Below are 26,180 nucleotides of genomic sequence, written 5' to 3'. Positions count from 1 at the left end.
GGCGTTTTTTTTTACGCTGAGAAAACGCCACCACCACGTTCAAACGGGCCGAACAGCGCAACCAATCGGCTCACCAGAAGCCGCGAAGCCAACTCAAGACATCTCCAACGCCTGGCGCGGGCCACGCCGTTGGTACCAGGTCGCCATCAGTACCAAGACCAGCAGCACGCCCCCCAGTACTGCCGAAGACCCGATCGTGCCGAAATCCAGCCCGCCTTTTTCGTGAGCCTTGGTCAGGAAATCACCCAGGGTTGCCCCGAACGGACGGGTCAGCACGAACGCGATCCAGAACAGCACCACGCCAGGGATTCGGGTCCAGGAACGCGCGAGTACCACCAGCCCGATCAGGCTGCCGATCAGCAGCGCACCACCGGCAAAACCCAGGCCTGAATCATCGGCAAGGTAATCACCCAGGGCAGTACCGAGCGTGTTGGAGAACAGAATCGCTACCCAGTAGAACAACTCGCCTGCGCGGGTCCTGATGCGGGTAACGTCAAGCGGGTTGCCGCTCAGACGCCAGACGAGGAAGGTCAGTAGCAAGATGCCGACCAGAATGGCCGAACCCGCCGCATAGCCCAGCCCCAGGGTACGGTCCATGAAATCGGACATGGTGGTGCCGGCGGTGCTGGTTGAGAGAATCACCAACCAGTAGAGCACCGGATGGTAGCGCCGCGAATACAGCTGGCCGAACAAGGTCAGCAGAAACACGCTGATCAACAGCATCGAGCTGACTGCATAGCCAACGTCTAGGGTCATCGACAGCAGGTCACCGGCCGTCTCGCCCAGCGTTGTGGCGCAGATCTTCATGACCCAGAAGGCCAAGGTGATTTGCGGAAGTTTGTTCATTGTTTGCCGCTCCATATTCAGGTGCGGCGATGGTGATGAGCAATGCTTGAAAAATCGGTTGGCGCTATATGAAAAAAGCGTAATGCCGTGCGCAAATACGATTTTTCGTTCTTAACCGCCCATTAATTCTGCCCCCCCATCCTGCAGTCCCTGGCGAAGCAATCAGTCACCTCGGGTTAACACGCTAGAAGATTACGGCGCCTACAGCGCTTCAGGCGCCGCGCCTCAACATATCGATTAAATTGATTTTTTAGCCCTATTTTTTGCGCTTTTTAATCAAATTAACAGGCGTAGCATTGAACCCATAGAAGCACAAAACCTCTCGAACCACGGAGCAACGACCATGAAAAACAAACTGATCCTCACCTTGGCCCTCTCGGTTTTCGCCACCGGCGCTTTCGCAGAAGATGGCTTTGACCGCACCAGTGCTCATAACTTCGCGGCCGCACAAAGCCAGGCAGCCACTTACGCTGAAGATGGTTTCGACCGCACTGGCGCCCAACGTTTCGCCGAAGACGGCTTTGACCGCACCGGCGCTCAACGCTTCGCCGAAGATGGCTTCGACCGCACCGGCGCTCAACGCTTCGCCGAAGACGGCTTCGACCGCACCAATGCCCACCGCATCAGCTGATCCCTGATGCGTGTCCCCGCCCGGCTTCGGCCGGGCTAGATCATTTGCAGGCGTGCACAGGCTTGGCACACTAGGCACCTCGTCCCCCAAGAGGTAGGGCCAGCAAGCCCAACGCAGATGTATTACTACGAACCCGCCAAAGGCCACGGCCTGCCCCACGACCCGTTCAATGCCATCGTCGGTCCTCGCCCGATCGGCTGGATTTCCTCCCACGACAGCCAAGGTCGGTTGAACCTCGCGCCCTACAGCTTCTTCAACGCCTTCAACTACATCCCTCCGATCATCGGGTTCTGCAGCGTCGGGCGCAAAGACAGCCTGAACAATATCGAGCAGACCGGTGAATTCGTCTGGAACCTGGCGACGCGGCCCTTGGCCGAGCAGATGAACCAGAGTTGCGCAGCCGTTGCGGCTGACGTCGATGAATTCCAGCTCAGCGGCCTCACGCCCGCAGCCTCGCGCATCGTCAAGGTGCCACGGGTAGCGCAAACCCCGGTGGCGTTCGAATGCAAGGTAAGCCAGATCGTCCAGCTCAAGCGCGCGGACCAGGCTTTGGTGCCCAGCTGGCTGATTCTGGGTGAGGTGGTGGCGGTGCACATTGCCGAGCACCTGCTCAAGGACGGCATCTACGACACCGCAGCCGCCGAGCCGATCCTGCGCGCAGGTGGCCCGGCGGATTATTTCGAGCTGGGCAACCTGTTCAAGATGGCCAGGCCCCAGGCCTGATCACCAGGTCAGCTCGCCTTCCTCGCCAACACCTTGAAGGCGCTCGAGCTCGGCGCAGGCGGCCTCGTCGGCCGCCACAGCGCTCTGGAACACCTGGCCATCCAGTACCTTGTGAAAGCGCGGAGCACCACCCGTGCCCAGTGCCTTGACGGCGATGGCGGCGTTGTAACCACCGCCCTCCACGGGGACCATCGCCGAAACCGCTTCGAAATGCGGGAATTCTCTACGTGCCATGTTGCTATCCGCGTCGTTGATCGAGAGGCGGCATTCTACCCTGAGTGGGCAGGCATTCAATCGAAGGTATGCAGGTCCAGGCTGCTGACCACCTGCGCCTGCACCAACTCACCGAACACCTCAAGTGTGGGTGAAGCGAAGTAGCCACTCATTGCCTGCTGGTCTTGCCAGCTACCGCTGAGCAACCACAGGTCGGCATCGGCCTGGGAGCGCTGCACGGTAAAGCTCAGGCAGCCGGGTGTGCGCAACGAGGGCTCGAGCAGGTCGCGCAGACGCGCGCCAAGTTCTGCCGAACGACCGCTGCTGGCACGGATGAAAGCCAAGTGGGTGACCGGTTGACGTAGGGTCATTTGCACAATCTCCTTGAAGCATGCAGGCGGAAAACCAGGCTGCCAAGGTTAGGGGTACGCGCGCGCGGGGCGTTAGGCTATTACTGCACAGGGATTGCCTGATCCTGCAGCGCGGCAGGATCAGGCAATCCCTGTGCAGCTTTCGACTAGCGCCCGCCATTGCCCAAACCTATGCTGCGTCGGTCAGCAGAGGAAAGCCATCATGACCACTCCCCCGTCCCTAGACCCCGCCCTGGAACTGCAACGCCAGGAGCTGGCCGAGCTGATCCTGCGCCATGCCGGCGAGCCACAGGGCACCGTCTCGGCCATCGACGACCTGTACCTGGTGCGTTACACGGAGAATGTGCGCTCAGTGCCGACCCTGGCCCTACCGGCGCTGTGCATACTGGCCCAGGGCAGCAAGAGCCTGTTCCTTGGTGACGAGCAATACGCCTACGACCCCTTGCACTACATGGTCGTGTCGGTGACCTTGCCCCTGAGCGGTGCCAGGCTCGATGCCAGCGCGGAAAACCCCAGCCTGGGCCTGCGCCTTGACCTGGACGCAGCCGAAATCAGTCAGCTGATCGCCGAAAGCGGGCCGATGCTGGTGCCCAACCTGCCGTCCGGCCGCGGCCTGTATGTGGAAAGGACCGATCCACAACTGCTCGATGCCTTGTTGCGCCTGATCCGCCTGCTGGACTCACCACGCGACATCGCCATGCTGGCGCCGCTGATCCGCCGAGAAATCCTCTACCGCCTGCTTCGCGGGCCGCAGGGCTACCGCCTGTACGAAATTGCCCTGGCCAACAGCCAGACCCATCGGGTGTGCCAGGCCATCACCTGGCTCAACCAACACTTTCAGCAACCGCTGCGCATCGAGGACCTGGCGCGGGAGGTCAACCTCAGTACCTCGACCTTGCACCACCGGTTCAAGGCCGTGACCTCGATGAGCCCTCTGCAGTACCAGAAGCAGTTGCGCCTGCAGGAGGCGCGCCGGCTGATGCTGAATGATGGCCTGGAGGCGGCAGTGGCGGGCTATCGGGTAGGTTACGAAAGCCCGTCGCAGTTCAGCCGCGAGTACAGCCGGCTGTATGGCGCGCCGCCGATCCGTGATGTGGCACGGCTGCGGGCAAGCGCTGGCTGACGTTTATCCAGGCCAGCGTGGGCGCCCGCTGGCCATCAGCCCAAGACTGCCGCTTGCCACTGGTGCTGATCGACCTGGATCAATGTCGGCCCCTTGCGCTCTGCCGCACGGCCAAGTGCAGCCAGCAGTTGCGCCACATCGCCGACCTCTTCGGCCTCAGCCCCCAAGGCACGTGCCACACCAATGAAGTCCGGGGTATGGATATCCACCCCGACTGGCGTGATAGCGCGGTTGACCATGTACTTCTTGATCTCTTCGTAGCCCTGGTTATTCCACAGCAGCACGATCAGCGGCACCTGCGCCTCCACCGCACTGGCCAGCTCCGGCAAGGTGAATTGCAGCCCACCATCGCCAATCAGGCACACCGCCGGTGCCCGTTCGGCCGGCTGCTCGGCACTGCCCAACCAGGCACCCATGGCTGCTGGCAGCGCATAACCCAAGGTGCCGTAACCTGTCGAAGCGTTGAACCAGCGGCGCGGCTGGTCCATGTCCAGCGTCAGGTTGCCGGTGTACACCGGCTGTGTCGAATCGCCTACCAGAATCGCATTGGGCAGGCGCTCGAGGATGCTGGTCAGCAGGCGGGTCTGGCTCAGGGTCGGCTGATCCCAGCTAGCGGCAAGCGACGCCCGCAGAAGCTGGGCACGCGCTGCGCCCCAACGTTCATCGCGCTGCGGCTGCGGCTGTTGTTGCAAGGCGTCGAACAACGCCTCGGCGGCGAGCTTGGCGTCAGCCACCAAGGCCAGTTCCGGCAGGTAGTTACGCACCGTCTGGTCAGGGTCGATGTCGACCCGCAGCAAACTGCCCGGGATCTCGAAACCACCCTTGAACGTCACGTCATAATCGGTCTCGGCCAGCTCGGTACCGATTGCCAGCACCACATCGGCTTCAGCCACCAGCGCACGGGTGGCGACCAGCGACTGGGTCGACCCGATCTGCAGCGGATGGTGGGACGGCAACAGGCCTTTGGCATTGATGGTCAACGCCACCGGCGCCTGCAGATGCTCAGCCAGGCGGGCCAAGGCAGGCCCTGCGGCCAGCGCCCCACCGCCTGCCAGGATCAACGGTTTATGTGCCTGGGCCAGGCGCTCGGCCATGCGTGCCACGGCCTGTGGCGCTGCCCCTGCCCGGCTGCTGCGCACCGGGCGGGCCGGCAACAGGTGGTCAGCCGGCTCGACCAGTACATCCAGAGGGATCTCGATATGCACAGGCCGCGGCCGGGCGCCCTCGAACACGGCGAAGGCGCGGGCCAGTACCTGCGGCAAGTCAGCGGCGCTCATCAAGGTGTGCGAAAACGCCGCCACGCCGGCCACCAACGCGCCTTGGTTGGGCAATTCATGCAACTTGCCACGGCCACCGCCCAGTTGATCCCGCGACTGCACACTGGAAATCACCAGCATGGGAATCGAATCGGCATAGGCCTGGCCCATGGCGGTGGTGATGTTGGTCATCCCAGGGCCAGTAATGATGAAGCAGACCCCCGGCTTACCCCGGGTCCGTGCATAGCCGTCGGCCATGAAGCCAGCGCCCTGCTCGTGGCGTGGCGTGACATGGCGAATGGACGAGCCCGCCAGGCCTCGGTAAAGCTCCACGGTATGCACGCCGGGGATGCCGAAGACATGGTCCACACCATAGCCTTCAAGGAGTTTGACCAGTACTTCGCCGCAGGTTGCCATCGAATTTCACCTTGGATCTTGTTGGAGTCTGTGCCCATTGGACCCAAGCCAACGCTATCGCCACAAGGTAAAAAAACACATACTAGCCATGTCCTTTAATCATGGCTTGCTGCAATGAAACGCCTTCCGCCGCTACCGGCCTTGCATACCTTCCTGGTCACCGCCCAGCACTGCAATTTCACCCGTGCCGCACAGCAGCTGCATATCACCCAGGGTGCCGTCAGCCGACAGGTCGCGGGCCTCGAAGCGCACTTGGGCTATGCCTTGTTCCAGCGCCAGGCCCGTGGCTTGAGCCTGACGCGTGAGGGCCAGGACTGGCTGCCACGCGTGCAGCAGATATTCGCCCTGATCGAACAAGGTGTGCGCGAAGTGGGTGGGCACAGCGCCACCTTGCAGCTCAAGGCGCCGACCTGCGTGATGCGCTGGCTGCTGCCGCGCCTGATGGAGTGGCAGGCCCTGCGCCCGGACGTACCGGTGGAATTGACCACCACGGTGCAACATGGCGTGGATTTTCGCCGCGAAGGCTTCGATGCGGCGGTGGTCTATGGCGACGCACCGAACCATGGGCTGCGGGTGCGCAAACTGTTCGACGAGCAGCTCACGCCAGTGTGTGCGCCTTCACTCTTGGCCGGGCCCGTGCCGCTGCAAGAGCTCGCGGACCTGAACCGCCACATGATGTTGCACCCCTCGCGTGATGAACATGACTGGCGGCTGTGGCTACAGGCCGCTGGAGCAACGCTCGAGGCACAGGGGCGCAAGCAGCATTTCGAAACGCTGGACATGGCAATGGCCATGGCCTCACAGGGGACTGGTGTGGCGATTGGCGATTGGGCCTTGATTGGCGATGACCTGCGCAATGGACGGCTGTGCATGCCGTTCGCGCTGAAGGTGCTGACCGGAAAAGGCTATTACCTGGCCTGCCAGGCGAGGAGCCTGCCACCGGGGCTGGTGGAGCTGATGGACTGGCTCGAGGACCGCGCCCATCAGTGAACGCCCTCGCCGCTGCCCCACCCCACAAGCCCCAGCACAGCACTTGTGGGGTAGGTTTGACCACTCAGTAGCCGACAGTAAAGCGCTGACGCGAATGCGCCGGTTTCTCCAGCTCATCGATCATGGCGATGGCATAGTCGGCAAAGCTGATCCAGCTCTTGCCTTCGGCCCCTATCAGCAGGTGGTCCTTGCCCAGCGTGTAATGGCCCGTACGCGCGCCTTCGACGAACTCCGCCGAGGGTGAGAGGAACGTCCAGTCAAGGTCCGCCTCCTTGCGCAATTGCTCAAGAAAAACCACCCCGGCACTGGCCTCGGCCTTGTACGCCTCAGGGAAATCAGGGCTGTCGATGACCCGATGCCCGGAAGGCAGCAGCAGGCTGCCGGCGCCGCCCACTACCAACAGCCGCTTGACCCCGGCACGTTTGACCGGCTCGATGATCGCGTGGGGCGAGAGGGTCGAGAAATGCGCGGCACTCAACACCGCATCGACGCCGCTGACAGCCGTTTGCAACGCATGGCTGTCCGTGGCATCCAGTGCCTTTACGGTAACACCTGGGCGCCCCTGCAAACGCGACGGGTCACGGGCAATGGCCACCACGTTGTGCCCGCGGCGCAACGCTTCTTCCAACAACTGGCTGCCGGCCCGGCCGGTGGCACCGATGATTGCGATCTTGCTCATGGGAAACTCTCCATCAGTTGAACGGAATTACCACTTCATCTCGCCCTTGGCGACCTTGGCGCCGAGCGCTAGGGAGCTTTCGTCGGCAAGGTCCGGGTAACGTTTCTTCATAGCGGCAATCAACGCGGTAGCGTCTTTCGCCCGGGCGGTTTGCGCATCGAATTCACGAATATAGTTAGCCGTGAAGCGCACCGCCTTCAGCGAGCGGTCACTTTGGCCCAGATAGTGGCCGGGGACGACGGTGCGCGGCGCGAGCGCTTCGATGTGCTCAAGCGTACCGAGCCAGTCGGCGTGGGACTTGGCCGATTGGGTATCGGCCATCCATACATGGATGTTTTCTGACACCACCACACCCCCGACCACCGCCTTGATCGACGGTATCCACACAAAGCTGCGCTGTGGTTGCGGGCCATCCAGGCCAATGACTTCCAGCGCTTGCCCCTCCAGCGTCAGGCGGTTGCCCGCGAGCACTTGGGGCACCACCAGCCGCACGGGCGCGTCGCCCCCCATCTGCGGCCCCCAGAAGGCCAGCTTGGCTTCCATCGTCTTGCGGATATGGTCAACGGTGGCCGCTGAAGCCAGCACCTTGGCATCTGGGAAGGCCTCGGTGAGCGTCGCCAGGCCAAAGTAGTAATCCGGGTCGCCATGGCTGATGTAGATGTTGGTCAGGCGCTTGCCGCTGGCACGTAGGCGCGCAACCAGTTGTTCGGCCTGGGCCTTGCCGAACTGGGCATCGACCAGAATGGCGTCTTTTTCGCCGCTGACAATCACCGAACTCACCGGGAAGATCGCCTCATGCCCTGGGTTGTACACGTCCAACCGCAGCGGCTCGGTAGCCTGGGCCTGCCCAGCCAGCGCAATACACGTCAGCACCAGGCTGCGTAATGGGGAGAAGATCGACATGCTCAAGACCGTCCAAGAAGAATGATCAACAGCATAGTTGCCCGATCCATCGCAAAAAATGCGATGCTCAGACATAGTTTGTTTCTAAAATCGGGCAAATCATGGACCGTCTCAACGCCATGCGCGTATTCGTCAGCGTCGTCGACCTGGGTAGCCAATCGGCGGCGGCAGATCACCTGCAGCTGTCCCGCCCCGTGGTTTCGCGCTATCTGGCAGAGCTTGAGGACTGGGTAGGCGCACGGCTGATGCAGCGCACTACCCGCAAGCTGAGCCTGACTTCAGCAGGCCAGCAGACCTTGCCCCGCTGCCGGCAAATGCTTGAACTGGCCGGTGACCTGCAAGCTGCTGTGCGCCAGCCGGACGAGGCGCCGCGTGGCAAGCTGCGCATCAGTGTCAGTACCTCCTTCGGCCAGGCACAATTGGTCGATGCCATCGCCGAATACGTGCGGCGCTACCCCGGCGTGAAAGTCGAGCTGCAAATGCTCGATCGCACGGTCAACCTGGTGGACGAGCGCATCGACCTGGCCATCCGCACCAGCAACGAGCTGGACCCCAACCTCATCGCCCGGCGCTTGAGCGTATGCCGCTCGGTGGTTTGCGCGGCGCCGGCTTACCTGCATGAACGTGGCACGCCCCAGCGAGTCGAGGACCTGAGCCAGCACAATTGCCTGACCCACGCCTACTTCGGCCACAGCCTGTGGCACTTCGAGGTAGATGGGCAGCAGGTCGCCGTGCCGGTGGACGGCAATATCAGCGCCAACGAGGCAATGACCCTGCAGAAGGCTGCGCTGGCCGGTGCGGGGGTGGCCATGCTGCCGAGCTACCAGGCTGCCCCGGCACTGCACAGTGGCGCGCTGGTGCGCCTGTTGCCCGAGGCACGCCCGCAGGAGCTGAACCTGAATGCGGTGTACACCTCGCGCAAGCACATGCCGGCGACCTTGCGCAGCATGCTGGATTTTCTCGCGCAATGGTTCAGCCAGGAGCCGGAATGGGATCGGGCGCTAGTGTGAACTGCCGCCCAACCGTGGCAGCAGCAACAGGCGCCAGCCAGCGTTTGGCCTATGCTTGAAGTATCACCTGTGGTCGAAGCAGGAGGTAAGCAACATGGGCATCAAATCCAGAAGAGTCGCCCTTGTCATGGCCTTGACTGCGGTTGCGGGGCTGTACGGCTCAGCCTGCTGGCGCGCCGAACTGCTGCGCAGCCAGCCAAGCGCCGCCGCCAGTTGCGAGCAGGAACACTGCGTGCCCCACACCGCAACCTTGAGCGCCGTTCGTTGAGCTGAACGGCGCCATGCCGGTCACTCTTCGACGCTCATGTATTCCTTGGCCCAGCGGATGTAGTCCTCGGGCTGGGTATAGGTGTGCGAAAGCTCGGTGGCGCTGAGGTTTTCAGACTTGTTCTGCTGGCCGCGCTGCAGCCGCAGGCAGTCGTAGGTCGCCTTGATCGAGGCGAAATAGGCCGCGTGGCCGTCTACCACGATACGCACGCCCAAGCGCGCCAGCCGCTCGTCGTCGCGCAGGTTGGGGTTGGCGTAGGTCACCAGCATCAGCGGCACACTCAGGTGCTCGGCAATCTGCTCAAGCTGCTCGAAATCCTTCACACCGACCATGCAGATACCGTCGGCACCGGCCTTCTGGTAGCTCTGGGTACGCACGATGATTTCTTCAGTGCTCAGTACGCCGGCATTGGTGCGGGCGATGATCGACAACGAGGAATCGACCCGCGCCTCAAGGGCCGCTCGGATCTTGCCGACCCCTTCCTCGACCGAGATCAGGTCGGTGGACTTGCGCCCGAACTGGGCTGGCAGCAGGGTGTCCTCGATGGTCAGCGCAGCCACGCCGGCGCGCTCCAGCTCGGTGACCGTGCGCATCACATTAAGCGCATTACCGTACCCATGGTCAGCATCGGCGAGCACGGGCAACTGGGCGACGCGACCGATTCGGGTGGCCTGCTCGACGAACTCGCTGAGGGTGATCAGGGCGAAGTCTGGCGCGGCCAGCACCTGTAACGATGCCACCGAACCACCCAGTATGCCGACTTCAAAACCCAGGTCGGCGGCGATGCGCGCCGACATCGGATCGAACACGGATGCCGTGTGATAGCAGGAACCTGAAGCGAGCAGCTCGCGGAAGGCAAAACGCAGATCTTGATGGGAAGCCTTGGGCATGATCACTCCGCTAATACGTGAAATTGAACGGTTGCTACCGACCCCTGTAATCGGGTCTACCTGACCTGTTCCAACCGTCGCCATCTGGGCGGTCATGCTCGACATGCAGGCAGAGGGATAAAAGGTGTGGGATACAGCGACCCGAAAATCCAGCGACATCAGGACGCACCAAGCTGGTGCAACCCCCGGATTTCAGCCTCTGCGGCCTGGCAACGATATCACGCAGCCATGCAGCACTGGATGAATGCGCCAATGCCGATCTTGCATAGGGGATGCAGATAGTACATAGGAAGCTACCTAAGTCGAGTTACAATCCGGAGAAATCGCGCCGGCCATTCGCACGCCCATGGCTACGCGCAGCTTTCGGCCAGACAAGGTATCTCCGTGACAGCCGCCCTACCCCCGACCGCCCTGCGCAATGTCCTCACGGCCTTGATGCTGGCCATTTTCCTCGGCGCCCTTGACCAGACCATCGTCGCCGTCTCCCTGCCAGCCATCTCTGCGCAGTTCAACGATGTCGGCCTGCTGGCATGGGTAATCTCCGGCTACATGGTGGCAATGACCGTGGCCGTGCCGATCTACGGCAAACTGGGCGACCTGTATGGCCGGCGGCGCATGATTCTCACCGGCATCAGTGTGTTCACCCTGGCCTCGATCGCCTGCGCCCTGGCCCAGGACATGCAGCAACTGGTCATGGCGCGGGTACTGCAGGGCATCGGCGCGGGCGGAATGGTTTCGGTAAGCCAGGCGATCATCGGCGACTTTGTGCCCCCGCGCGAGCGTGGCCGGTATCAGGGCTACTTCAGCAGCATGTACGCGGTGGCCAGCGTGGCTGGGCCGGTGCTGGGCGGCTGGTTGACCGAGTACCTGTCGTGGCGCTGGGTGTTCTGGGTCAACCTGCCACTGGGCCTGGTCGCACTCTGGGCGATCCGCCGCGCCCTTGCCGGTATGCCTGTGCAGCGCCGTCAGGCCCGCGTGGATTACGTTGGGGCCGTATTGCTGATCCTTGGCCTGGGCAGCCTGCTGCTGGGCATCACCTTGGTGGGGCAGGGTCACGCCTGGACCGCGCCGCCTGTACTGGCGTTGTTTGCCTGCGCGGGGTTAGGCCTGGCGTTGTTCATCGGTCACGAACGACGCTGCCAGGAGCCGTTGCTGCCCCTTGGCCTGTTCGGCAACCGGGTGGCTGTGCTGTGCTGGGGAGTGATCTTCTTCGCCAGCTTTCAATCGATCTCGCTGACCATGCTAATGCCCCTGCGCTACCAGGGCATCACCGGTGCCGGAGCGGACAGCGCCGCGCTGCACCTGCTGCCCCTGGCCATCGGCTTGCCCATGGGCGCCTTCACCGGCGGGCGCATGACCAGTTTCACCGGGCGCTACAAGCCACAGATTCTGGCCGGTGCGCTGCTGATGCCGGTGGCAATCTTCGCCATGGCCATCACTCCCCCACAGTCCGGGCTGCTCAGTGCGGTATTCATGTTGCTGACTGGCATCGCCTGTGGCCTGCAGTTTCCCACCTCGCTGGTGGGCACGCAGAGCGCGGTGGACATCAAGGATATCGGCGTGGCCACCAGCACCACCAACCTGTTCCGCTCGCTGGGCGGGGCCATGGGGGTGGCCTGTATGTCCAGCCTGCTGCTGATGCTGTTGCATCAAGGTGGCTTCGCGTTGCTAGGCAACCCGTTGCTGGGGAGTTTGCAAGCAGGGGAAGCCGATCCCGCCACCCAGGCGCGGTTGCTGGAGACCTTCCGCGAGCTGTTGCTGGGCAGTGCCGGGATCGCCCTGCTGGGGCTGCTGACCGCGTTGGCGCTGCCAGACCGGCAACTGCGGGGGCGCTAGGATTGCCAGGCCGCGTTGCGGCCCTTGGCGTTTAATCCTGCCTTAATTCACTTGGGAAACACTTCCTCACAAACCTTAACAAAGTGTCATTTGCGCAGCGCCGGGCTCAAGCGCAGCATATCCAGCACTGTGTCGACCCATTTTTCGGCATCGCGCAACAAATCGAAACTGTCCGGCAACAACAACCAGCGGCCGATCAGGCCATCGACATAAGCAAACAGGGCTACGGTTGCACGCTCGACGTCCAGCCCCGCGGGCAGTTGCTCACGGCGCACTGCATTGGCCAAGGCCCGGGTGATGCCCTCATGGCAATCCAGCACAGCGCTCTGGCGCTGCTGGCGGATTTCACACATGTCATCGGTGAACTCGCACTTGTGATGCAGGATTTCATTGATACGCCGGGTACGGGCATCGAGCACCAGCTCGTTGAACACTTGCAGCAGCAGCTTGCGCATGCAGCCAAGCGGGTCGAGTTCGTCCTCGCTTTCACTGGCGCGTGCCAGGTGGTCATGTGTTTCGTGCAGGCTGTCGAGCAGCGCCTGCACCAGTTCCGCCTTATTATTGAAGTGCCAGTAAATCGCCCCTCGGGTCACGCCCGCCAGTTCGGCGATGTCAGCCAGTGTGGTTCGCGCAACCCCGCGCTTGTAGAAGGCCTTTTCCGCCGCCTCGATGATCTGGGCGCGGGTTTCCTGGGCTTCTTCTTTGGTTCGACGGACCATGGCAGTACAACCTCATCTGGGCCCGCAGGCACTTCGCCTGTGGGGAAACCGCCGGGGGCACCTCTGCAGGGCGCCTACCGGATGGGCTAATCAAGGACCGGGGGACATACACAAGAACCACCCGACGCTATTTACAAACAACCGTGAATGTAAGTATATTCGTTAGTAAGCTATTTATCCACCCGATAGCATTTTTTCTGACAAGACTCTTCCATTACTCTTGAGCGTCTCCCTGCTCTTGCGACCCGAGGATCCTCATGCAATTCAAGCCAGCCGTTACCGCTCTGGTTTCCGCCGTCGCCCTGGCAACCCTGCTAAGTGGCTGTAAGAAAGAAGAAGCCGCGCCCGCAGCGCAGGCTCCTCTGGTCGGCGTCGTTACCTTGCAACCGCAACCCTTCACCCTGACCTCGGAATTGCCCGGTCGCACCAGCGCGTACCGCGTTGCCGAGGTGCGACCGCAGGTGAACGGGATCATTCTCAAGCGCCTGTTCAAGGAAGGCAGCGACGTCAAGGAAGGTCAGCAGCTCTACCAGATCGACCCTGCCGTGTACGAGGCGACCCTGGCCAATGCCCAGGCCAACTTGCAAGCGACCCGCTCGCTGGCCGAGCGCTACAAGCAGCTGATCGACGAGCAGGCGGTCTCCAAGCAGGAATACGACGACGCCAATGCCAAACGATTGCAGGCCGAGGCATCGCTCAAGAGTGCCCAGATCGACCTGCGCTACACCAAGGTACTGGCACCGATCAGCGGCCGCATCGGTCGTTCGGCCTTCACCGAAGGTGCCTTGGTCAATAACGGCCAGACCAACGCCATGGCCACCATCCAGCAGCTCGACCCGATCTACGTCGATGTCACCCAGTCCACCGCCGAGCTGCTCAAGCTGCGCCGCGACCTGGAAAGCGGCCAGCTGCAAAAGGCCGGTGACAATGCCGCTTCGGTGCAACTGGTACTGGAAGACGGCAGCCTGTTCAAGCAGGACGGTCGCCTGGAGTTCTCCGAAGTCTCGGTCGATGAGACCACCGGCTCGGTCACCTTGCGCGCCATCTTCCCCAACCCTGAGCACACCCTGCTGCCGGGCATGTTCGTGCATGCGCGGCTCAAGGCCGGGGTCAACGCCAACGCCATCCTGGCCCCGCAACAGGGCGTGACCCGCGACCTCAAGGGCGCGCCGACCGCGCTGGTGGTCAACCAGGAAAACAAGGTCGAACTGCGCCAACTCAAGGCCAGCCGTACCCTGGGCAGCGACTGGCTGATCGAGGAAGGCTTGAACCCAGGCGACCGCCTGATCACCGAAGGCCTGCAGTACGTGCGTCCGGGCGTCGAAGTCAAGGTCAACGAGGCCACCAACGTCAAGAAGCCAGGCAGCCCTGATCAGGCCAACGCGGCCAAAGCAGACGCCAAAGCGGAGTAAACCATGTCGAAGTTCTTTATCGATCGCCCGATCTTCGCCTGGGTGATTGCCTTGGTGATCATGCTGGTTGGCGCCTTGTCGATCCTGAAGCTGCCGATCAACCAGTACCCGAGCATCGCACCGCCGGCCATCGCCATCGCCGTGACCTACCCGGGCGCCTCGGCGCAGACCGTGCAGGACACCGTGGTACAGGTCATCGAGCAGCAGCTCAACGGTATCGACAACCTGCGTTATGTGTCCTCGGAGAGTAACTCCGACGGCAGCATGACCATCACTGCCACCTTCGAGCAGGGTACCAACGCCGACACCGCCCAGGTCCAGGTACAGAACAAGCTGAACCTGGCCACCCCGCTGCTGCCGCAAGAAGTGCAGCAGCAAGGTATCCGCGTCACCAAGGCAGTGAAGAACTTCCTGCTGGTGATCGGTCTGGTGTCCGAAGATGGCAGCATGACCAAGGACGACCTGGCCAACTACATCGTTTCCAACATGCAGGACCCGGTCTCGCGGACCGCCGGTGTGGGTGACTTCCAGGTATTCGGCGCGCAGTACGCCATGCGTATCTGGCTCGATCCGGCCAAGCTGAACAAGTTCCAGCTGACCCCGGTCGACGTCAAGACTGCGGTTGCCGCGCAGAACGTGCAGGTTTCCTCCGGCCAGCTTGGCGGCCTGCCAGCCATGCCAGGCACCCAGCTCAACGCCACCATCATCGGCAAGACCCGCCTGCAGACCGCCGAGCAGTTCGAGAAGATCCTGCTCAAGGTCAACAAGGACGGCTCCCAGGTGCGCCTGGGCGATGTTGCCGAGGTCGGCCTGGGTGGTGAAAACTATGCCGTCAGCGCCCAATTCAACGGCATGCCGGCGTCCGGCCTGGCGGTGAAACTGGCCACCGGCGCCAACGCGCTGGATACGGCAAAAGCCCTGCGCCAGACCATCAGCGACCTGGAACCGTTCTTCCCGCCAGGGGTGAAAGCGGTGTTCCCGTATGACACCACCCCGGTGGTCACCGAATCGATCAGCGGGGTTATCCACACCCTGATCGAAGCCGTGGTCCTGGTGTTCCTGGTGATGTACCTGTTCCTGCAGAACTTCCGCGCCACCATCATCACCACGATGACCGTGCCCGTGGTATTGCTGGGTACCTTCGGCATCCTTGCCGCCGCAGGCTTCAGCATCAACACCCTGACCATGTTCGCCATGGTCCTGGCCATCGGCTTGTTGGTGGACGATGCCATCGTTGTGGTGGAGAACGTCGAGCGGGTCATGTCCGAGGAAGGCTTGCCACCCAAGGAGGCGACCAAACGGTCCATGGAACAGATTCAGGGTGCCCTTGTGGGTATCGCCCTGGTGCTGTCCGCGGTACTGCTGCCGATGGCCTTCTTCGGCGGCTCTACCGGTGTGATCTACCGGCAGTTCTCGATCACCATTGTGTCGGCCATGGGCCTTTCGGTCCTGGTCGCGCTGATCTTCACCCCGGCGCTGTGCGCCACCATGCTCAAGCCGCTTAAAAAGGGCGAACACCATGAGGCCAAGGGTGGTTTCTTCGGTTGGTTCAACCGCAACTTCGACCGCAGCGTAAACGGCTACGAGCGGAGCGTCGGTGCCATCCTGCGCAACAAGGTGCCGTTCCTGCTCGCCTATGCGCTGATCGTGGTCGGTATGATCTGGCTGTTCGCACGCATTCCAACGGCGTTCCTGCCCGAGGAAGACCAGGGCGTACTGTTCGCCCAGGTACAGACCCCGGCTGGCTCCAGTGCCGAGCGTACCCAGGTGGTGGTCGACCAGATGCGCGAATACCTGCTCAAGGACGAAGCCGATACCGTAGCGTCGGTGTTCACCGTCAACGGCTTCAACTTCGCCGGTCGCGGCCAGAGCTCGGGTCTGGCGTTCATCATGCTCAAACCGTGGGGCGAGCGCTCCAAGGAAAACAGCGTATTCGCCCTGGCCCAGCGCGCCCAGCAGCACTTCTTCACCTTCCGCGATGCGATGGTGTTCGCCTTCGCCCCGCCTGCCGTACTCGAACTGGGTAACGCTACCGGCTTCGACGTGTTCCTTCAGGACCGCGGCGGTGTAGGCCATGAAAAACTCATGGAAGCGCGCAACCAGTTCCTGGCCAAGGCCGCACAGAGCAAGGTGCTCAGCGCCGTGCGCCCGAACGGCCTGAACGATGAACCGCAGTACCAGCTGACCATCGATGACGAACGTGCCAGCGCCCTGGGCGTGACCATTGCCGACATCAACAACACCCTGTCGATTGCGCTGGGTGCCAGCTATGTCAACGACTTCATCGACCGTGGCCGGGTCAAGAAGGTGTACATCCAGGGCGAATCGAACGCACGGATGAGCCCGGAAGACTTGCAGAAGTGGTACGTGCGCAACGGTGCGGGCGAGATGGTGCCGTTCTCCTCCTTCGCCAAAGGTGAGTGGACCTACGGTTCGCCTAAGCTGGCCCGCTACAACGGCGTCGAGGCGATGGAAATCCTCGGTGCCCCGGCCCCGGGTTACAGTACCGGTGAGGCCATGGCCGAGGTAGAACGTATCGCCGGCGAGTTGCCAGGTGGTATCGGCTTCTCCTGGACCGGCATGTCCTATGAGGAAAAACTCTCCGGCTCGCAGATGCCGGCACTGTTCGCCCTCTCGGTACTGTTCGTGTTCCTCTGCCTGGCGGCGCTGTACGAAAGCTGGTCGATCCCTATCGCAGTTGTGCTGGTCGTACCGCTGGGTATCATCGGTGCGCTGATTGCTACCAGCTTGCGCGGGCTGTCCAACGATGTGTACTTCCTGGTCGGCCTGTTGACCACCATCGGTCTGGCGGCGAAGAACGCCATCCTGATCGTGGAGTTCGCCAAGGAACTGCACGAGCAGGGCCGCAGCCTGTATGACGCGGCGATCGAGGCCTGCCGCATGCGTCTGCGCCCGATCATCATGACCTCGCTGGCCTTCATCCTGGGCGTGGTACCGTTGACCATCGCCAGCGGCGCCGGTGCCGGTAGCCAGCACGCGATCGGTACGGGTGTGATCGGCGGCATGATCAGTGCGACCGTGTTGGCAATCTTCTGGGTACCGCTATTCTTCGTCGCAGTGTCGTCGCTGTTCGGCAGCAAAGAGCCGGAAAAGGACGCCACCCCTGAAACTCCACGTTATGAGGCTGGGCAATGACCAAGTCTTTGTTGTCCCTGGCGGTAACCGCTTTCATTCTGGGCGGCTGCTCGCTGATCCCTGACTACCAGACCCCGGAGTCGCCGGTGGCTGCGCAGTGGCCGCAAGGCCCAGCGTACTCGCCGACCGAGTCGGCCGACGTGGCCGCCGCCGAACAGGGCTGGCGCCAGTTCTTCCACGACCCGGCGCTGCAGAAGCTGATCCAGACGTCGCTGGTCAACAACCGCGACCTGCGTGTCGCGGCCCTGAACATCGACGCCTACCGTGCGCAATACCGCATCCAGCGTGCCGACCTGTTCCCGGCGGTTTCCGCCAACGGCAGCGGCAGTCGTCAGCGGATACCGGCGAACATGTCGACCACGGGTGAATCGAACATTACCAGCCAGTACTCGGCCACCCTGGGTGTCAGCGCCTACGAGCTTGACCTGTTTGGCCGGGTGCGCAGCCTGACTGACCAGGCCCTGGAAACCTACCTGTCCAGCGAGCAGGCACGCCGCTCCACGCAGATCGCCCTGGTGGCCAGCGTGGCCAACGCCTACTACACCTGGCAGGCAGACCAGGCGCTGTTCAAGCTGACCGAAGACACCCTCAAGACCTACGAGGAAAGCTACAACCTGACCCGCCGCAGCAACGAAGTGGGTGTAGCGTCGGCGCTCGACCTGAGCCAGGCACGCACCGCCGTGGAAGGCGCGCGGGTCAAGTATTCACAGTACCAGCGTCTGGTTGCCCAGGACCTCAACAGCCTCGCCGTGCTGGTCGGTACGGGTATTCCGGCCGACCTGCCCAAGCCACTGGACCTCGATGCCGACCAGTTGGCTGAGGTACCCGCTGGCCTTCCGTCCGACATCCTCCAGCGTCGCCCGGATATCCAGGAAGCCGAGCACCTGCTCAAGGCCGCCAATGCCAACATCGGCGCAGCCCGTGCAGCGTTCTTCCCGAGCATCAGCCTGACCGCCAATGCCGGGACCCTGAGCCCGGACATGGGCGGGCTGTTCAAGGGGGGGTCGGGCACCTGGCTGTTCCAGCCGCAGATCAACCTGCCAATCTTCAACGCCGGCAGCCTGCGCGCCAGCCTGGACTACTCGAAGATCCAGAAGGACATCAACGTCGCCAAGTACGAAAAGACCATCCAGACTGCCTTCCAGGAAGTCTCCGATGGCCTGGCGGCGCGCAAGACCTTCGAAGAGCAGCTGCAGGCGCAACGCGACCTGGTGCAAGCGAACCAGGATTACTACCGCCTGGCCGAGCGCCGGTACCGCATCGGGATCGACAGCAACCTGACCTTCCTCGATGCCCAGCGCAACCTGTTCAGCGCACAGCAATCGCTGATCACCGATCGCCTGTCGCAGCTGACCAGCGAGGTCAACCTGTACAAGGCGCTCGGCGGTGGCTGGTACGAGCAGACCGCGCAAGCCAATCAGCAGGCATCGGTCGACACCGTAAAACGCTGATCCAACGGCAACAGCATCAAGCCCACCCTCGCGGTGGGCTTTTTGTTGCGACCTGGACTGGCAAACAATTAACCAACTGGAACATTCCGTTCGATTATCGCCCTCTTCCGCTTGCGGCGAATTGCCTCTCCCCCGCTCCTCCACGCACCATCGCCGTCAGCAACGTTGCCCAGGTTCATCACTAGCCCCGCACCTGCAGGCCGCACCCTGCAGCGCACCGGCTCGCCAATAAAAACAAGAGATCCACGACAGATGAGCATTTCGCACCCTGCACGCCAGCTGCTGCCCGGCCTGTTGGCCGTGTCCTGCGCCCTCCCCGCATCCGCCGCCGACAACGGGTTCTTCGAGGACGCCAAGGCTACCCTCAACCTGCGCAACTTCTACATCAACCGCAATTTCGTCGACCCGGCCTACCCACAAGCCAAGGGTGAGGAGTGGACGCAAAGCTTCATCCTTGATGCACGGTCCGGCTTCACCCAGAGCACAGTTGGTTTTGGCGTAGACGTACTGGGCTTGTATTCGGTCAAGCTGGACGGCGGCAAAGGCACCGCCAACACCCACCTGCTACCGGTGCACGACGACGGCCGCCCCGCCGACGATTTCGGCCGCCTGGCCGTGGCGCTGAAGGCCAAGTGGTCAGAGACCGAACTCAAGGTCGGTGAATGGATGCCGGTGCTGCCAATCCTGCGCTCGGACGACGGCCGGTCGCTGCCGCAAACCTTCCGCGGCGGCCAGTTGACCTCGAAGGAAATCGACGGCCTGACCTTGTACGCCGGTCAGTTGCGCGGCAACAGCCCACGCAACGATGCGAGCATGGAAGACATGTCGCTCAATGGCCGCGCGGCCTTCACCTCTGACCGCTTCAACTTCGGTGGTGGCGAATACACGTTCAACGACAAGCGCACGATGATTGGCCTGTGGGACGCCCAGCTCAAAGACATCTATCGCCAGCAATACCTCAACCTGGTTCACAGCCAGCCGCTGGGCGACTGGATCCTAGGCGCCAACCTCGGTTACTTCATCGGCAAGGAGGATGGGGCCAAACGTGCCGGTCAACTCGACAACCGCACCGCCTCGGCAATGCTGTCGGCCCGATACAAAGGCAACACCTTCTACGTCGGCCTGCAGAAGGTCAGCGGTGACGATGCCTGGCTGCGGGTCAATGGCACCAGCGGCGGCACACTGGCCAACGACAGTTACAACGCCAGCTTCGACAACGCCAAGGAACGTTCTTGGCAGGTGCGCCATGACTTCAATTTCGTCAGTGTCGGCATCCCGGGTTTGACCCTGATGAACCGCTATATCAAAGGCGACCATGTGGCGGCCGGTGGCGTCGAGGATGGCAAGGAGTGGGCACGGGAGACCGAACTGGCTTACGTGGTGCAGGCAGGTAGCTTCAAGGACCTGTCGGTGAAGTGGCGTAATTCCACGATGCGCCGGGACTTCAGCACCAACGCGTTCGATGAGAACCGGCTGATCGTGAGCTATCCATTGAATCTGCTGTGAGCTCACAGGCCTCTTTGCGGGCTCACCCGCAAAGAGGCAGGCTGGCCCATGAAATAACAAAAACGAATAACAACCTAAATAAACCTTCGTTGACGACATAAGATGTAACCGATTAAATCTAGCCCTGTTTTCCATCGCAGAGCTCGACATGGACCTTCGCCAACTGCGCTATTTCATCGCCCTCACCGAGTACCGCAGTTTCGTCCGCGCCGCCGAGGCCATGGGCATCACCCAGCCCGCGTTCAGCCGTGCCATCCAGGGCCTGGAGCAAACCTTCGGCTGCCCGTTGGTCGACCGCGCCAGCAAAGCCCTGCAGCCAACCCCGGAAGGCCTGGTAGTACTGCAGCACGCCCGTCGCCTGGTACAAGGCGCCGCGCAGCTCAGTAACGAAGTGCTGCAGATGACCAAGCTCGATGCCGGCGAACTGCACTTTGGCAGCGGTCCGGCCCTCGCCGTGCGCCTGGTCCCGGAGGCACTGCGCCATTTCATCGGCAACCACCCTGGCATCCGCACCGCACTGCTGGTGGACAATGCAGAACGCCTAGGACAAGCGCTGCGCCGCGAGCAAATCGAATTCTTCGTCGACGACATTCGCCCGTTCGAAGCCGACCCCAACTTCCATACCGAAACCCTCAGCCCCCGCCCGGGCCTGTTCTTCTGCCGCCCTGGCCACCCCTTGCTGGCCAAGGACAGCCTGTCGACCAACGATCTTTTCGCCTACCCGCTGGCCAGCGCCCTGCTCGCCCCCGGCGTACGCAAACGCCTGGCCAACCTGAGTGGACGCAGCGACTTTACCCCGCACCTGCAGACCGAGCACCTGGCGGTGTTGCGCAGTGTGGTGCAATCCACCGATGCCATCGGTACCGCCAGCGAGGAAGCCGTCGCCGAAGACCTCGCCGCCGGGCGACTGGTACGCCTGCACTGGCGCAACCTGCCACCGGCGCTTGAGGTACTGAGCGTGCGCTGTGGCGTGGTCACCCGCAGCGGCTACCGCCTGTCGCCCGCCGCGCGGGCAATGATCGAAACCTTGGTGGAGCTGGATGCGCCCCTGCGGACTGCTGCCATTCGCTGAAGTGATGATAGTGGTGGGCTGCAGGCTATTCTGAGCACTATAGGCCAGCACAGGCCCAACCCTGCACAACGGCCACCCAGGGAGGAACAACAATGAAAAACCTCGTCGAACACCTGAGCCAGTACGCCAACTACCACCGTGACCCACGCAACATAGCCACCCACTTCGTCGGCATTCCGCTGATCGTGGTGGCAGTGACTATCCTGCTGTCCCGCCCGGGCTGGGACGTGGCGGGCCTATGGCTGTCCCCTGCCCTGCTGGCAGCTGCGGCCTCGGTGTGGTTTTACTTGCGCCTGGACCTGCGCTTTGGGCTGGTCATGGGCCTGTTACTGGGCCTGTGCCTGTGGCTTGGCCAGGCACTGGCGGTGCAGAGCACAGCACTGTGGCTCAGCGCCGGGCTGGGGGCGTTCGTGGTCGGCTGGGTCATCCAGTTCGTCGGGCACTATTACGAAGGCCGCAAGCCGGCCTTCGTCGACGATGTCAGCGGCCTGATCATCGGGCCATTGTTCGTGGTCGCGGAAGCGGCGTTCATGCTTGGCTTCTGCCCAGCGCTGAAACGGGCCGTGGAGGCCAATGCGGGGCCAGTGGCGCTGCGGCAGAAGAACGCTGCTGCATGAACATGCAGTGATTCGGCTGGCCGTTTCGCAGGCAACACCTCCCCCCCCTCAGCGCAACATCACCGTTGCACTGAGGGGGGGGCAGCAGGCCTGCCACGTGAAACGGCCGGATCAGACTATCAATTACTGCCGCGACTCCACGCCCAACTCATCCCACACCGACTCCGCCAGGTGGAAGGTGGCATTGGCGGCCGGGATCCCGCAGTAGATTGCGCTTTGCATGAGCACCTCCTTGATCTCGTCACGGGTCACACCGTTGTTGGCGGCTGCCCGAAGATGCAACTTGAGCTCGTCGTTGCGGTTCATGCCGATCAGCATGGCGATGGTGATCAGGCTACGGGTGTGCCGCGGCAGCCCCGGACGGGTCCAGATATCACCCCAGGCATGCCGGGTGATCATCTCCTGGAACTCGCCATTGAAGTCGTTGAGCTTCTCCAGGCTGCGGTCCACATGGGCATCGCCGAGCACCGCGCGGCGTACTTGCATGCCGGCGTCGTAACGTTGCTTCTCATCCATCGCAAATTCCTCAGCGGGCCAGCAGGAAGTCGAGTACGCGACGGCTGAATGCCTCGCCAATCTCGACATTGGACAGGTGCGCTGCCGGGAACTCAGCGTACTTGGCCCCCAGGATAGCGTCCTGCAGGAAGCGCCCATGTTCAGGCGTGGTGACCACGTCCTCGGTACCAGCGACGACCAATGTCGGCACCTGGATACGGTTCAGTTGCGCACGGTAGTCGGCATCGCGCACCGCTGCGCAGTTGGCGGCATAGCCCTCAGGGGAGGTTTGCGCGAGCATCTGGCAGATGCGCTGGGCCTGGGCCGGTTGGGCCTGGGCGAAAGCAGGGGTGAACCAGCGGGCAATGGAGGCGTCACGCAGATCCGCCATGGCTTGCTTGCCGCCCTTGAGCACGGTGTCGATGCGGGTGTTCCACACCTCGTCATTGCCGATCTTCGCAGCCGTGTTGCACAGCGTCAGGCTGTGCAGGCGCTGGCCTGCATGAATACCCAGCCACTGCCCGATCAGACCGCCCATCGACAGACCGACGAAGTGTGCCTGGGGGATATCCAGGGCATCGAGCAGCGCCAGCACATCGCGACCCAATTGCTCGATGCTGTAAGGGCCTTCAGTGACCAGCGAGGCACCGTGACCACGGGTGTCGTAGCGCAGCACACGCAGGTGCTCGCTCCACAGTGGAATCTGACGGTCCCACATGCCCAGATCGGTGCCGAGGGAGTTGGACAATACCAGCACCGGCGCGTCGTCCGGGCCGTCGAATCGATAGTTCAGTACGCCATCGGCCAGTTGCAAATGCGCCACAGCGGTCTCCTTCAGGCAGTCAAACGTTGATGTTCAGCCACGGCGCGCGCCACCCAGACGCGGGCCTGGCCCAGGTAATGGGCCGGGTCTAGCAGACGGTCGAGTTCTTGCTCGGTCAGCTCGGCGGTGACCTGCGGCTCGTCACCGAGCACGGCGCGCAACGGGCGCTGTTCGGCCACGGCGCGCTGGCAGCATTGCTCCAGCAGATGATGGGCGCGGTCGCGGCCCACGCGCTGGGCGAGGACAATGCTCACCGCTTCGGCCAGCACCAGGCCCTGGGTCAGGTCAAGATTGCGGCGCATACGCTCGGCGTCCACCTCCATACCCTCGGCAATCACCTGGGCCTGGCGCAGCGCGCCGGACACCAGGCAGCAGATGTCCGGCAGGGTTTCCCACTCGGCATGCCACAGGCCGAGACTGCGCTCATGTTCCTGCGGCATGGCGGTGAACAGTGTCGAGAGCAGGCCCGGCACGCGGGTGGCAGCGCCGATCAGTACTGCCGCCCCCACCGGGTTGCGCTTATGCGGCATGGTTGACGAACCACCCTTGCCGGGCGCCGAAGGCTCGAACACTTCCCCGGCCTCGGTCTGCATCAGCAGGCTGATATCACGGCCGAACTTGCCCAGGCTACCGGCAATCAGGCCCAGCACAGCGGCAAACTCCACCAGGCGGTCGCGCTGGGTATGCCAGGGCTGCTCGGGCAGGTTCAGCTTGAGCTGTTCGGCCAGGCCCTCGGCGACCGCCATCGCCTTGCTGCCCAGCGCCGCAAGGCTGCCAGAGGCGCCGCCGAACTGCAGCACCAGCAGACGCGGGCGCAGTTCCTGCAGCCGTTGGCGATGCCGAGTGATGGCGCCGAGCACGCCTGCCAGCTTCATGCCCCACGTCACCGGTGTTGCATGTTGCAGCCAGGTGCGGCCTACCAAGGGCGTATCGGCATGCTGCAGGGCCTGGTGCGACAGGGTGTCGGCCAACTTGGCCAGGTCGGCCTCGATCAACGCGAGGGCGTCACGCAATTGCAGCACCAGCCCGGTGTCCATCGCGTCCTGGCTGGTGGCCCCCAGGTGCACATAACGTTCGGCCTCCGGCACACCACTGGCGATCACCTTACCCAACGCCTTGACCAGCGGGATGGCCGAGTTGCCTGCCGTGGCAATGGCATCGGCCAGCGCACGGGTGTCATAGCGCTCGGCCTGGCAGGCGGCCTCAATGGCGGCCACCGCGCTGTGGGGCACCAACCCAGCGCCGGCTTCGGCGCGGGCCAGAGCCGCCTCGAAATCGAGCATGCCTTGCAGGCGGCCACGGTCAGAGAACACCTCGCGCATGGCCGGCGCGGTGAAGTAGGCGTCGAACAATTGGTGGGTCATGCAGCGTCCTTAGTCATCATGGTGCAGGTACGCCGCCTGTTTCGGCAGGCGCAGGCTAAACAGGAAAGCGATTGCCATCATGGCCGTCACGTACCAGTAGAAGGTGTTTTCCATGCCCAGGGTTTTCAGGCCAAGCGCCACGTATTCGGCCGACCCCCCGAACACCGCGTTGGCCACCGCATACGCCAGGCCTACGCCCAACGCGCGCACCTGCGGCGGGAACATCTCGGCCTTCACCAGGCCGCTGATCGAGGTGTAGAAACTGACGATGCACAGCGCCAGGGTTACCAGCACGAACGCCATGAACGGGCTGCTCACGGTCTTCAACGCCATCAGCAACGGCACGGTGAACAGCGTACCCAAGGCCCCGAAGAGCAGCATCGAATTGCGTCGGCCAATGCGGTCAGAGAGCATGCCAAAGAACGGCTGCAAGACCATGAACAGGAACAGCGCACCGGTCATCACGTAGCTGGCGTTCTTGGCCGTCATGCCGGCAGTGTTGACCAGGTACTTCTGCATGTAGGTGGTGAAGGTGTAGAAGATCAGCGAGCCGCCAGCGGTGTAACCAAGCACGGTGATGAAGGCTGCGGCGTGGTTGCGGAACAGGCCTTTGATGGAACCGGCGTCCTTGTCCTTGCGGGTTTCGGCGCTGCTGGTTTCGTGCAGCGAGCGGCGCAGCATCAGCGAGATCAACGCCGCGACGGCGCCGACCACGAACGGTACACGCCATCCCCAGGCACGCAGTTCGTCTTCGGTCAGCAGTTGCTGCAGGACCACCACCACCAGCACAGCCAGCAGTTGGCCGCCAATCAGGGTCACGTACTGGAACGACGCGAAGAAGCCACGCTGGCCACGCAGCGCCACCTCACTCATGTAGGTCGCGGTGGTGCCGTATTCGCCCCCCACCGACAGGCCCTGGATCAAGCGGGCGAGCAACAGCAGCGCCGGCGCCCAGGTGCCGATGCTCGAGTAGGTGGGCAGGCAGGCGATCATGAGCGAGCCGAAGCACATCATCAGCACCGAGATCATCAGCGAATTCTTGCGGCCATGGCGGTCGGCCAGGCGGCCGAAGATCCAGCCACCAATGGGACGCATCAGGAAGCCCGCAGCAAATACACCAGCCGTATTGAGCAACTGCACGGTGGGGTCGTCGGAGGGGAAGAAGGCCGGGGCGAAATAGATCGCGCAGAAGGCATAGACGTAGAAGTCGAACCATTCCACCAAGTTGCCGGAAGAGGCACCGACGATGGCGAAGATGCGTTTACTGCGTTCTTCACCGGTGTAATAGGCTGAGGTCATGACGGTTTTACTCCTGGAAGGTCCTAGGTAAGTCTAGACATACCTAGTAACACACCGTTCCGCTTCAGGGGCTAGCAATTGGCCTTGTGTCGTACAACACCGGCCGCTTC

General features: G+C 62.7%; 25 protein-coding genes. 13 read left to right on the top strand and 12 right to left on the bottom strand.

The window, feature by feature from the left end; genetic code table 11:
• Positions 1–93: 93 nt before the first annotated feature.
• Positions 94–846: a COG4705 family protein gene (locus L6D80_RS10375; protein WP_054899359.1), complete on the bottom strand. Its 753-nt coding sequence runs from the start codon at positions 844–846 to the stop codon at positions 94–96.
• Between the two features lie 343 nt (positions 847–1,189).
• Between L6D80_RS10375 and L6D80_RS10370 the strand changes: the two genes are divergently transcribed.
• Positions 1,190–1,477 carry a hypothetical protein gene (locus tag L6D80_RS10370; RefSeq protein WP_176514796.1) on the top strand — a complete coding sequence of 96 codons (288 nt, stop codon included), beginning with the start codon at positions 1,190–1,192 and terminating at the stop codon, positions 1,475–1,477.
• Between the two features lie 117 nt (positions 1,478–1,594).
• The gene (locus L6D80_RS10365; RefSeq protein ID WP_176514798.1) at positions 1,595–2,200 is read left to right on the top strand and encodes a flavin reductase family protein; all 606 of its coding nucleotides are present in this window, start codon (positions 1,595–1,597) and stop codon (positions 2,198–2,200) included.
• Here L6D80_RS10365 and L6D80_RS10360 read toward each other — a convergent pair whose 3' ends face one another.
• Entirely contained in the window at positions 2,201–2,434 is a 234-nt protein-coding gene (locus tag L6D80_RS10360; RefSeq protein ID WP_054899356.1) for a hypothetical protein, read from the bottom strand. It abuts the gene before it with no gap.
• Positions 2,435–2,490: 56 nt separating this feature from the next.
• Complete coding sequence (locus tag L6D80_RS10355; protein ID WP_054899355.1) at positions 2,491–2,784, bottom strand: putative quinol monooxygenase; 294 nt, start codon at positions 2,782–2,784, stop codon at positions 2,491–2,493.
• A gap of 202 nt (positions 2,785–2,986) precedes the next feature.
• On the opposite strand from L6D80_RS10355, the gene L6D80_RS10350 reads away from it, so the two are divergent.
• Positions 2,987–3,907, top strand: coding sequence for an AraC family transcriptional regulator (locus L6D80_RS10350; RefSeq protein WP_176514800.1), 921 nt, complete (start codon positions 2,987–2,989; stop codon positions 3,905–3,907).
• 35 nt (positions 3,908–3,942) lie between these two features.
• Here L6D80_RS10350 and L6D80_RS10345 read toward each other — a convergent pair whose 3' ends face one another.
• Positions 3,943–5,580 carry a 5-guanidino-2-oxopentanoate decarboxylase gene (locus L6D80_RS10345; RefSeq protein WP_176514802.1) on the bottom strand — a complete coding sequence of 546 codons (1,638 nt, stop codon included), beginning with the start codon at positions 5,578–5,580 and terminating at the stop codon, positions 3,943–3,945.
• Between the two features lie 114 nt (positions 5,581–5,694).
• Here L6D80_RS10345 and L6D80_RS10340 point away from each other — a divergent pair, with 114 nt between their 5' ends.
• Complete coding sequence (locus tag L6D80_RS10340; RefSeq protein ID WP_054899352.1) at positions 5,695–6,570, top strand: LysR substrate-binding domain-containing protein; 876 nt, start codon at positions 5,695–5,697, stop codon at positions 6,568–6,570.
• Between the two features lie 64 nt (positions 6,571–6,634).
• Here the strand turns inward: L6D80_RS10340 and L6D80_RS10335 are convergent, their stop codons facing one another.
• Both L6D80_RS10335 and L6D80_RS10330 read right to left on the bottom strand, forming a co-directional pair.
• Entirely contained in the window at positions 6,635–7,249 is a 615-nt protein-coding gene (locus L6D80_RS10335) for an NAD(P)-dependent oxidoreductase (RefSeq protein ID WP_054899351.1), read from the bottom strand.
• A 27-nt stretch (positions 7,250–7,276) separates the two neighbouring features.
• Positions 7,277–8,152 carry an MBL fold metallo-hydrolase gene (locus tag L6D80_RS10330; protein ID WP_176514803.1) on the bottom strand — a complete coding sequence of 292 codons (876 nt, stop codon included), beginning with the start codon at positions 8,150–8,152 and terminating at the stop codon, positions 7,277–7,279.
• Positions 8,153–8,253: 101 nt separating this feature from the next.
• Here L6D80_RS10330 and L6D80_RS10325 point away from each other — a divergent pair, with 101 nt between their 5' ends.
• A complete protein-coding gene (locus L6D80_RS10325; protein WP_054899349.1) occupies positions 8,254–9,162 on the top strand; it encodes a LysR family transcriptional regulator in 909 nt (302 codons plus the stop codon).
• A gap of 94 nt (positions 9,163–9,256) precedes the next feature.
• On the top strand, positions 9,257–9,430 hold the full coding sequence (locus L6D80_RS10320) for a hypothetical protein (RefSeq protein ID WP_176514806.1): 174 nt from the start codon (positions 9,257–9,259) through the stop codon (positions 9,428–9,430).
• Positions 9,431–9,450: 20 nt separating this feature from the next.
• Here the strand turns inward: L6D80_RS10320 and L6D80_RS10315 are convergent, their stop codons facing one another.
• Positions 9,451–10,320 (bottom strand): isocitrate lyase/PEP mutase family protein, encoded by an 870-nt coding sequence (locus L6D80_RS10315; RefSeq protein ID WP_054899348.1) that lies wholly within the window; start codon positions 10,318–10,320, stop codon positions 9,451–9,453.
• A gap of 384 nt (positions 10,321–10,704) precedes the next feature.
• Between L6D80_RS10315 and L6D80_RS10310 the strand changes: the two genes are divergently transcribed.
• Positions 10,705–12,156, top strand: a complete 1,452-nt coding sequence (locus L6D80_RS10310; RefSeq protein WP_176514808.1) for an MDR family MFS transporter — start codon at positions 10,705–10,707, stop codon at positions 12,154–12,156.
• 86 nt (positions 12,157–12,242) lie between these two features.
• On the opposite strand, the gene ttgR is transcribed toward L6D80_RS10310, so the two are convergent.
• Positions 12,243–12,875, bottom strand: coding sequence for an efflux transport transcriptional regulator TtgR (ttgR, locus tag L6D80_RS10305; RefSeq protein ID WP_054899346.1), 633 nt, complete (start codon positions 12,873–12,875; stop codon positions 12,243–12,245).
• 257 nt (positions 12,876–13,132) lie between these two features.
• Between ttgR and ttgA the strand changes: the two genes are divergently transcribed.
• The 6 genes from ttgA (at position 13,133) to L6D80_RS10275 (ending at position 22,089) form a co-directional block, all read left to right on the top strand.
• Positions 13,133–14,287, top strand: coding sequence for a toluene efflux RND transporter periplasmic adaptor subunit TtgA (ttgA, locus tag L6D80_RS10300; RefSeq protein WP_176514815.1), 1,155 nt, complete (start codon positions 13,133–13,135; stop codon positions 14,285–14,287).
• A 3-nt stretch (positions 14,288–14,290) separates the two neighbouring features.
• Positions 14,291–17,443 carry a multidrug efflux RND transporter permease subunit TtgB gene (ttgB, locus tag L6D80_RS10295; RefSeq protein WP_054899344.1) on the top strand — a complete coding sequence of 1,051 codons (3,153 nt, stop codon included), beginning with the start codon at positions 14,291–14,293 and terminating at the stop codon, positions 17,441–17,443.
• A complete protein-coding gene (locus tag L6D80_RS10290; protein ID WP_054899343.1) occupies positions 17,440–18,894 on the top strand; it encodes an AdeC/AdeK/OprM family multidrug efflux complex outer membrane factor in 1,455 nt (484 codons plus the stop codon). Before ttgB ends, L6D80_RS10290 begins: the two co-directional genes overlap by 4 nt.
• A gap of 252 nt (positions 18,895–19,146) precedes the next feature.
• Complete coding sequence (locus L6D80_RS10285; protein WP_176514818.1) at positions 19,147–20,400, top strand: OprD family porin; 1,254 nt, start codon at positions 19,147–19,149, stop codon at positions 20,398–20,400.
• Positions 20,401–20,548: 148 nt separating this feature from the next.
• Positions 20,549–21,472, top strand: a complete 924-nt coding sequence (locus tag L6D80_RS10280) for a LysR family transcriptional regulator (RefSeq protein WP_054899341.1) — start codon at positions 20,549–20,551, stop codon at positions 21,470–21,472.
• Between the two features lie 92 nt (positions 21,473–21,564).
• Complete coding sequence (locus tag L6D80_RS10275) at positions 21,565–22,089, top strand: Mpo1 family 2-hydroxy fatty acid dioxygenase (RefSeq protein ID WP_176514820.1); 525 nt, start codon at positions 21,565–21,567, stop codon at positions 22,087–22,089.
• 123 nt (positions 22,090–22,212) lie between these two features.
• Here the strand turns inward: L6D80_RS10275 and pcaC are convergent, their stop codons facing one another.
• Genes pcaC through L6D80_RS10255 form a run of 4 tightly spaced genes read right to left on the bottom strand, consistent with a single transcriptional unit; the run spans position 22,213 to position 26,070 of the window.
• Positions 22,213–22,605: a 4-carboxymuconolactone decarboxylase gene (gene pcaC / locus L6D80_RS10270; protein ID WP_010952489.1), complete on the bottom strand. Its 393-nt coding sequence runs from the start codon at positions 22,603–22,605 to the stop codon at positions 22,213–22,215.
• Positions 22,606–22,615: 10 nt separating this feature from the next.
• On the bottom strand, positions 22,616–23,407 hold the full coding sequence (pcaD, locus tag L6D80_RS10265) for a 3-oxoadipate enol-lactonase (protein WP_176514822.1): 792 nt from the start codon (positions 23,405–23,407) through the stop codon (positions 22,616–22,618).
• A gap of 11 nt (positions 23,408–23,418) precedes the next feature.
• The gene (locus L6D80_RS10260) at positions 23,419–24,771 is read right to left on the bottom strand and encodes a 3-carboxy-cis,cis-muconate cycloisomerase (protein WP_054899338.1); all 1,353 of its coding nucleotides are present in this window, start codon (positions 24,769–24,771) and stop codon (positions 23,419–23,421) included.
• 9 nt (positions 24,772–24,780) lie between these two features.
• Positions 24,781–26,070 carry an MFS family transporter gene (locus L6D80_RS10255; protein WP_054899337.1) on the bottom strand — a complete coding sequence of 430 codons (1,290 nt, stop codon included), beginning with the start codon at positions 26,068–26,070 and terminating at the stop codon, positions 24,781–24,783.
• Positions 26,071–26,180: the final 110 nt, after the last annotated feature.

Source organism: Pseudomonas ceruminis (assembly GCF_021602025.1).
Taxonomy (GTDB): Bacteria; Pseudomonadota; Gammaproteobacteria; order Pseudomonadales; family Pseudomonadaceae; genus Aquipseudomonas; species Aquipseudomonas ceruminis.
Note: the sequence above shows the minus strand (reverse complement) of the source record. Positions and strands in the feature narration are given on the sequence as shown.